This window comes from Bradyrhizobium sp. HKCCYLRH2015 (assembly GCF_051168215.1).
GTDB lineage: Bacteria > Pseudomonadota > Alphaproteobacteria > Rhizobiales > Xanthobacteraceae > Bradyrhizobium.
Genome location: NZ_JBNPUO010000020.1, coordinates 22201 through 28360 on the forward strand (window position 1 = coordinate 22201; position 6160 = coordinate 28360).

Annotated in this window: 14 protein-coding genes; 8 read left to right on the forward strand and 6 right to left on the reverse strand. The window is 64.6% G+C overall.

Features of this window, described 5'->3' with window-relative positions; all coding sequences use genetic code 11:
* The first annotated feature begins 11 nt into the window (after positions 1-11).
* The 4 genes from ACQR1H_RS33050 to ACQR1H_RS33065 are packed head-to-tail and all read left to right on the forward strand — an operon-like array spanning position 12 to position 1230.
* The gene (locus ACQR1H_RS33050) at positions 12-224 is read left to right on the forward strand and encodes a hypothetical protein (protein ID WP_315803674.1); all 213 of its coding nucleotides are present in this window, start codon (positions 12-14) and stop codon (positions 222-224) included.
* A 34-nt stretch (positions 225-258) separates the two neighbouring features.
* Positions 259-576: a DUF6156 family protein gene (locus ACQR1H_RS33055; RefSeq protein ID WP_315803673.1), complete on the forward strand. Its 318-nt coding sequence runs from the start codon at positions 259-261 to the stop codon at positions 574-576.
* 12 nt (positions 577-588) lie between these two features.
* A complete protein-coding gene (locus tag ACQR1H_RS33060) occupies positions 589-756 on the forward strand; it encodes a hypothetical protein (RefSeq protein WP_315803672.1) in 168 nt (55 codons plus the stop codon).
* A gap of 15 nt (positions 757-771) precedes the next feature.
* Positions 772-1230 (forward strand): group II truncated hemoglobin, encoded by a 459-nt coding sequence (locus ACQR1H_RS33065; protein WP_315803671.1) that lies wholly within the window; start codon positions 772-774, stop codon positions 1228-1230.
* Between the two features lie 261 nt (positions 1231-1491).
* On the opposite strand, the gene ACQR1H_RS33070 is transcribed toward ACQR1H_RS33065, so the two are convergent.
* From ACQR1H_RS33070 to ACQR1H_RS33085, 4 genes are all read right to left on the reverse strand, one after another.
* A complete protein-coding gene (locus ACQR1H_RS33070) occupies positions 1492-1734 on the reverse strand; it encodes a hypothetical protein (RefSeq protein ID WP_316239625.1) in 243 nt (80 codons plus the stop codon).
* A 26-nt stretch (positions 1735-1760) separates the two neighbouring features.
* Complete coding sequence (locus ACQR1H_RS33075) at positions 1761-2519, reverse strand: dienelactone hydrolase family protein (RefSeq protein ID WP_434874853.1); 759 nt, start codon at positions 2517-2519, stop codon at positions 1761-1763.
* A gap of 36 nt (positions 2520-2555) precedes the next feature.
* On the reverse strand, positions 2556-2918 hold the full coding sequence (locus tag ACQR1H_RS33080; protein ID WP_315803800.1) for an iron-sulfur cluster assembly protein: 363 nt from the start codon (positions 2916-2918) through the stop codon (positions 2556-2558).
* Between the two features lie 93 nt (positions 2919-3011).
* Positions 3012-3503 (reverse strand): hypothetical protein, encoded by a 492-nt coding sequence (locus ACQR1H_RS33085; protein ID WP_315803668.1) that lies wholly within the window; start codon positions 3501-3503, stop codon positions 3012-3014.
* A gap of 273 nt (positions 3504-3776) precedes the next feature.
* On the opposite strand from ACQR1H_RS33085, the gene ACQR1H_RS33090 reads away from it, so the two are divergent.
* From ACQR1H_RS33090 to ACQR1H_RS33100, 3 genes are read left to right on the forward strand one after another with little or no spacing between them, the layout of a single operon-like run.
* Positions 3777-4010 carry a BolA/IbaG family iron-sulfur metabolism protein gene (locus tag ACQR1H_RS33090; protein ID WP_006609694.1) on the forward strand — a complete coding sequence of 78 codons (234 nt, stop codon included), beginning with the start codon at positions 3777-3779 and terminating at the stop codon, positions 4008-4010.
* A 48-nt stretch (positions 4011-4058) separates the two neighbouring features.
* On the forward strand, positions 4059-4388 hold the full coding sequence (gene grxD, locus ACQR1H_RS33095; protein WP_315803667.1) for a Grx4 family monothiol glutaredoxin: 330 nt from the start codon (positions 4059-4061) through the stop codon (positions 4386-4388).
* Entirely contained in the window at positions 4385-4747 is a 363-nt protein-coding gene (locus tag ACQR1H_RS33100; RefSeq protein ID WP_315803666.1) for a (2Fe-2S) ferredoxin domain-containing protein, read from the forward strand. Before grxD ends, ACQR1H_RS33100 begins: the two co-directional genes overlap by 4 nt.
* 18 nt (positions 4748-4765) lie before the next feature.
* Here ACQR1H_RS33100 and ACQR1H_RS33105 read toward each other — a convergent pair whose 3' ends face one another.
* Together ACQR1H_RS33105 and ACQR1H_RS33110 are read right to left on the reverse strand one after the other, a co-directional pair.
* Positions 4766-5293, reverse strand: coding sequence for an ArsC/Spx/MgsR family protein (locus ACQR1H_RS33105; protein ID WP_434874852.1), 528 nt, complete (start codon positions 5291-5293; stop codon positions 4766-4768).
* Positions 5187-5618, reverse strand: a complete 432-nt coding sequence (locus ACQR1H_RS33110) for a response regulator transcription factor (protein WP_315741025.1) — start codon at positions 5616-5618, stop codon at positions 5187-5189. The genes ACQR1H_RS33105 and ACQR1H_RS33110 overlap by 107 nt, the downstream gene beginning before the upstream one ends.
* A 420-nt stretch (positions 5619-6038) precedes the next feature.
* Here ACQR1H_RS33110 and ACQR1H_RS33115 point away from each other — a divergent pair.
* The coding region (locus ACQR1H_RS33115; RefSeq protein WP_434907388.1) for an ArsA-related P-loop ATPase at positions 6039-6160 on the forward strand (122 nt) is incomplete at its 3' end.

Here is a 6160-nt window from a genome sequence, read left to right on the forward strand (position 1 = left end):
AGGAGGATACCATGGACAATTTGACGCTGCATGTCCGCTTCGCCAATGACGGCACTGTCGCCGAGATCAGCGAACGCCCCGGGGACCTGACGCCACAGCAATGGTTCGACAAGTTGAGTGCTGCGATCGGCATGAAGGCCTATCAGACCTTTGCCGGAGGCCGCGGCGTGTTCAAGGTCGACCGTGACCAGATCGAGGCTCTGAAGACCGCAGCCGTCTCGTGACGGCGGCGGTGTGACCTTCGATGCGAGCGGCAGCATGAGCGCGGATGCGGGACAGGCGTGTCGATTCTTCGTCTCGTACACCGGCGTCAAGCTGCCGCTGCGGCTGGTGACTGCGATCGCGCCGGAGCAGCTCTCGAACCGGAACACGTTCATCCGCGGCTATTTCGATGCCGACGGCGTACTGACCGGGTTCGAAAAGATCGTCTATGGCGAGATCGAGCTCACGCACTGCTACAGCTACCATGCCAATGGGGCGCTGAGCCGGGCCGAGATCGTGATGCTCGACGAGGATCCGGTGACGCTGAATTTCGACGAGACCGGCGCGCCTGTGGCCGCGCACGACGCTGCGTGAGCGGGAGGGACCGTGACTGTCGCCAAGCTGATCGAGGCTCTTGCCAGCATGCCGAAGGACGCTATCGTGCTGATGGACAGTGGCGGCGGTTTGTCGCGTGTCGATGCGCTGGAGCTCGTGGACCAGCAGGGCCCGGGGGCGCCGGCTGAGGTCATCCTGCAGCCGAGCTTGGACGAGTAGAGACAGGAACGACCGATGGCGGATGCTGGGACTTCAGAGACCGGGACTTCAGAAGCGGGACCGGTCGTCACGCCCTATGAACGAATTGGCGGCGCCGTCGTGGTCGATCGTCTGGTCGAGTCGTTCTACCACCGGATGGATACTCTGCCCGAGGCGAGGGCCATCCGCGACATGCACGGCACCAATCTTGGGCCGATCAAGCACATCCTGAAGCGATACCTCTCGGAATGGCTCGGCGGCCCGAAGCTGTATTCACCTGAGAAGGGGCATCCGCGGCTGCGTCAGCGCCATATGGGCTTTCCCATCGGCAATGCCGAGCGCGACGCCTGGCTGCTCTGCATGCGCGGCGCGCTCGAGGAGACCGTCAGCGACATCGAGGCCCGCCAGGATGTCGACGCCGCGATGACCAAGCTTGCCGACTGGATGCGCAACCAGGCCGGCAATCCGCACGACGCGCGGGCCGCGCGACCGTGAGCTGAGAGGTAAGCCGCGGTGCTCAAGAATGGGCCCTCTCTCCTTGTGGGAGAGGGCATCGCCGGCCTCTCCACATATTTGGTCGGGTGAGGGGGGCTCTCTGCGAGGTGGCGCCCGGCGAGAGAGACCCCTCACCCAACCGAGTCTGCTGCGCTGTCCTGCATGCCCTCTCCCACAAGGGGAGAGGGCGCTGTATCGCGCAGCGAGCTTGTAGGTGATCCGAAGGTTCTTGTAGTCCATCGGACCACAACTAGTACCCAACTAATACAACGGCACGCCGAAGAAATTCTCGTCGTCGCCGCCCCAGGCGCGGTGCAGCGCCAGCGCGTTCTGCCATTGGATCAGCTCGGTGCCGCTGGCGTTGCGGTGGGTGATCTTGCCGTCCGGATGCTCGGCGAGCAGAAAAGGCTTGCCGTTGCGGATGAAGCGGTTGAGATCCTTGGTGTCGTTGGGGCGCACCACGCAACGTGGCCGCTCGTCGATCAGGATGGTGGTCGGCAGCATCGCGACGCTCTCACTCCATCGGATTCTCAATCGGTCGGCGGTCCCATGTCGTCGTCGGCCTTCTTCTTCTTTTTCTTGTCGGTCTTGGCGAGCGCGTAGGCGCCGGCATTCTTCAGCGTGATCGGCGGCTGGCCGACGACGTATTGCGAGATCCACGCCAGTGTCCGCTCATGTGCCAGCGCGGCTGCAGATTCATCATAGGTCTCGCCGTTGCCGTCGAACGCATGCGCGGCATTCGGATAGGAGAATGCGCTGACCTCGGGATGATAGGCGCGGAACATGGTCACCTCCGCGAACGGCACGACGATGTCGGCCTCGCCGAAATGGAGCAGGGTCGGAATCTTGCGCTTGGCGCCGGCCGCATTGACGACACCTGTCGCGTAGTAGCTCACCGCGCAGGCCACGCCGGAGACGCGGTTGGCCGCGTCATAGGCCAGACCGCCGCCGGCGCCGAAGCCGACTACCGCCACCTTGCCGCAGTCCTTGACGCTGTCGACGGTCGACTGGACTTCGGCGAGCAGCGGCGTTGCCGGATCCGGCACGGACTTGGCCGGCTCGCCCTCCACCGTCGATTCGACCGCCGCAGGAGGTGACAGCTCCGGCGCAATCACGACATATCCGCTGGCCGCAAAGGTATCGGCGATCTTGCGTAGCCTGCCGGCAGCGTCAGCGCCGTCCGGCAGGACGACGATCGCCCCCTTCGGCGCGTCGGTGGGATCGGCACGAAACGCCTGAAAGGTATGGCCGTCGCTGGCGGTCAGCTTGATCGTGCTCTCCGTAGGCATGTGATGCTCCTGCTTCCGTTGCGCGGTTGGCGCGCGTTACAACAAACCCAGCTCCAGCGCGGTCTCTTCGGACATGCGCGACTTGTCCCAGGGCGGCTCGAACACGAGCGTGACTTTCACCGATGCGACGCCGTCGACGGCCTGCACGGCGTCCTCCACCATGCGAACGATCTCGCTCGCGACCGGGCAGCCGGGCGCCGTCAGGGTCATGTCGATCTCGACGGCGCCGCCGCCCTCGTGCGCGATCCGATAGACCAGCCCGAGATCGTAGACGTTCACCGGAATCTCCGGGTCATAGACCGTTCGCAACGCCGCAATCACGCTCTCGGCTGCACTCTGGGAGCCGGTCGCTACGGCGGTCTGCGCCGGGGAAGGAGGGGGCGGGGCGTGCATGGTCATCATGCGTTGGTTCCTCTCATGATCCTGGTTCGCACCGGGGGATGGTCGTTGCAATTCGAGTCATGTTTCGCTTCGCTCGTGCATGGCGTCGCCTCATTCCGGACCGAGCCCCTCGGCCAGCGCGGCGACGACCGGCCATCCGACGGCGCCGGTGGGATCGAGTCGCCGCAGCGCCGCGAGCATTTCGGCTGCACCCTCGGAATCAGTCTTGCGCAGATGGATGAAGGCGAGGGCCTTCAGCGTGTAGAGCGCGAAACGGCCGGCGCCGTCCGGCAGCGGATCATGCGGCGTCCAATGCCGCCAATCACGTGGCCAGCCGGCCTGGCGCGCCGCTTCGGCAAGGCCCAGCTCGGCGACCGCCTCTGCCTCGTCGAGATGGCCCTGATAGGTGTGAATCTTATATAGGCAGAAGTAGGTCGGAAGCTGCTGCGGAGCGGCCGCCAGCGCCTGGCGAAACAGCCGGTCCGCCTGCGCGTGGTCGCGGCGATAGGCCGCCACGCCCTGTTGCAACAGGGCATCGATCTCTTGCGGCAGATCGCCGAAGTTGATCGTGTCGGGTTCGCTGACGAGTTCGAGCATCTGCATTGACCTCGATCAAATCACTGCAAGACGCGGACCGTTTTCGCGCGGGCGCAGCAGTGTCGAAGCCGGCACGAGGCGGGTGGAAGAACGGGCCGATGTTGGATTTTGAACGCCGCTTCCTCGCCGCCCCGCGGCCGATGTCGCAAACACGACGCGACGCTTGCGCGATTTGGCGTGGACACGTCGTCAGATGCCGGCGAGCCGGCGATTGCGGCGCGCAAATGACTGGTTCGGAGCTTGCATGATGCCGTCATCAATCCAGCGGGAGCAGCAGCGATGGCGATGGCAGCAACGGATATCGAGCGTCTGATCAAGGAGGCGTTCCCGGATGCCGTTGTCGTGATCGAGGATCTGGCAGGCGATGGCGACCATTATTCGGCGCGCGTCACCTCACAGGCCTTCGCTGGGAAGAGCCGGGTGCAGCAGCATCAGATGGTCTATTCGGCTCTCAAGGGCCAGATGGGCGGCGTGCTGCACGCGCTGGCGCTCGAAACGTCATTGCCGAAGTGATCGTTGCCGCCCGGCTGATCGGTCGCATTCAGGGAAAGGATCCAGTCCATGTCGACATCCGAACGCATTCAGAAGCTGATCGACGGCAGTGATGTCGTGCTGTTCATGAAGGGCGTGCCGGCCGCGCCGCAATGCGGCTTCTCCGCCGCGGTGGCGCAGATCCTGGCCAAGCTCGACGTGGCGTACGAGAGCGTCAACGTGCTCGCCGATCCCTTCATTCGCGAAGGCATCAAGGAGTTCTCCAACTGGCCGACCATTCCACAGCTCTACGTGAAGGGCGAGTTCGTGGGTGGCTGCGACATCGTGCGCGAGATGTTCCAGGCCGGCGAGCTCGCGACACTGCTCGCCGACAAGGGCATCAAGGCGCCTGCGTCATGAGCGATGCCGATGTCGCCGAGGCGGATGACGCGTTCGAGATTCCGCAGCTCTACAAACACCACGCCTTCGTCTGCCTGACGCAGCGCCCGCCCGGACATCCGCGCGGCAGCTGCGGCGCGCTCGGCGTGCAGCCGCTGTGGGACCGGCTGACCAAGACCATCGAGGCGCAGCGGTTGACGGACATCGGCGTCACCGCTGCCGGCTGCTTCGGCTTCTGCAGCGCCGGACCGATGATGGTGGTCTATCCGGACGGCGTCTGGTATCGGCCGACCACCGCTGAGGATATCGACGAGATCGTCGAATCCCACTTCAAGCAGGGCAAGCGTGTCGATCGCCTGGTCATGGTGTTGAAACGCTGACGTGCTGTCCGGAGCCGCTCAGCGCGGCTCCGGACAAGGTGTCGACGCCTCCGGACGCGTGCAGCCCTGGACGTCGTCCAGATCGTCGTACTGCCGAAGCAGCGAGATCACGGGTTCACGATCGAAGCCGGCGCAGCACTGGCCGCCGGCTTCGATCAATGGCCGGCGGATCAGCAGCGGATCCTCGAGCATCAGGTCGATGGCCGCGACGGCTTCGATCGTCTCTGGCTCGATCTCTCCTGATTTCACGCGCGGCGAGGCTGGATTGAACCAGGCCCAGACGGGAGTCCCGGCGAAATACGCGCGCAGCCGCTCGCCGGTCCAGGGCTCGGTCAAGAGATTCCTGGCGACGACATCGTGGCCGGCGCGCGTCAGCATCAGCTTCTGCCGGGCGTTGGTGCTGCAGCCCGGCTTCTCGTAGAAGACGACGGTCGTCACGTCAGGCGCCGCCGAGCTGGACGAGCTGCGCGCCGCCGGCGCGGCCGAGAATGGTGTCGACCTTCTTGCGCACCGACTCGATCGTGAGCGGCTTGACCACGGCGCCATGCGCGCCGGCCTTGAGACCCTCGATCGCGATCGCCTCGTCCGCCTTGGCGGTCACGATCAGAATCCGCACGCCCTTGAACTTCGCCAGGATCTCGCGGACGAGCTCGGGGCCGCGTTGCTTCAGGAAGGAAACCCCGAGCAGCACCACGTTCGGCGCCAGCCAGTCGACGCCCTTCTCATACGCCTCCTCGGGAGTCGCCAATTCATGTGTCTCGATCTCGTCGTGCAACATGAACTGCAGGGCCGCGCGCGTGATCTCGTCGTCGTCGATCACGAACACGCGCCGCTGGTCCACGGCCTTGGCCGTCTCCACTCCGATCTGCATTGCATCCTCCTCAACGTTGTCAGCGTCTGTGCCGCAGGGCTGCGGAGAGGACCTAGCAAATCTCGTTCCGGGCGCCGCGCGGCTGAAAAGCCGCCGCCGTTGTGTCGTTTCGGACAGCACCGCGCGTCGTCGCATCTTGCGAAGCATTCCGATGTCGGGTTTGCAACAACCCGCCATCGCGCACGGAATGCTCCGCATCTCCTTTAAATCATGACTGTTTTTGACGCCGTGCGCGTGCTGGCACAGCCGTTGCAAAACTGGGCCCAGGCAATGGTTGAGGGCTGAGTGCACGCCGACGCTTCGGACGAGCGATGCTCTCCTTCCCAACAACCCGTCTGCCGGTTCGGACACAGAGAGGACGCGGTCACGCCTCGCGAACAGCGCGGGCGCGACATAGGCAATCGGTTGATGGAGAGCAGAATGTCATCACTGCGACAAATCGCATTCTACGGCAAAGGCGGCATCGGCAAATCGACGACGTCGCAGAACACGCTCGCGGCGCTCGCCGAGATGGGTCATCGGATCCTGATCGTCGGCTGCGA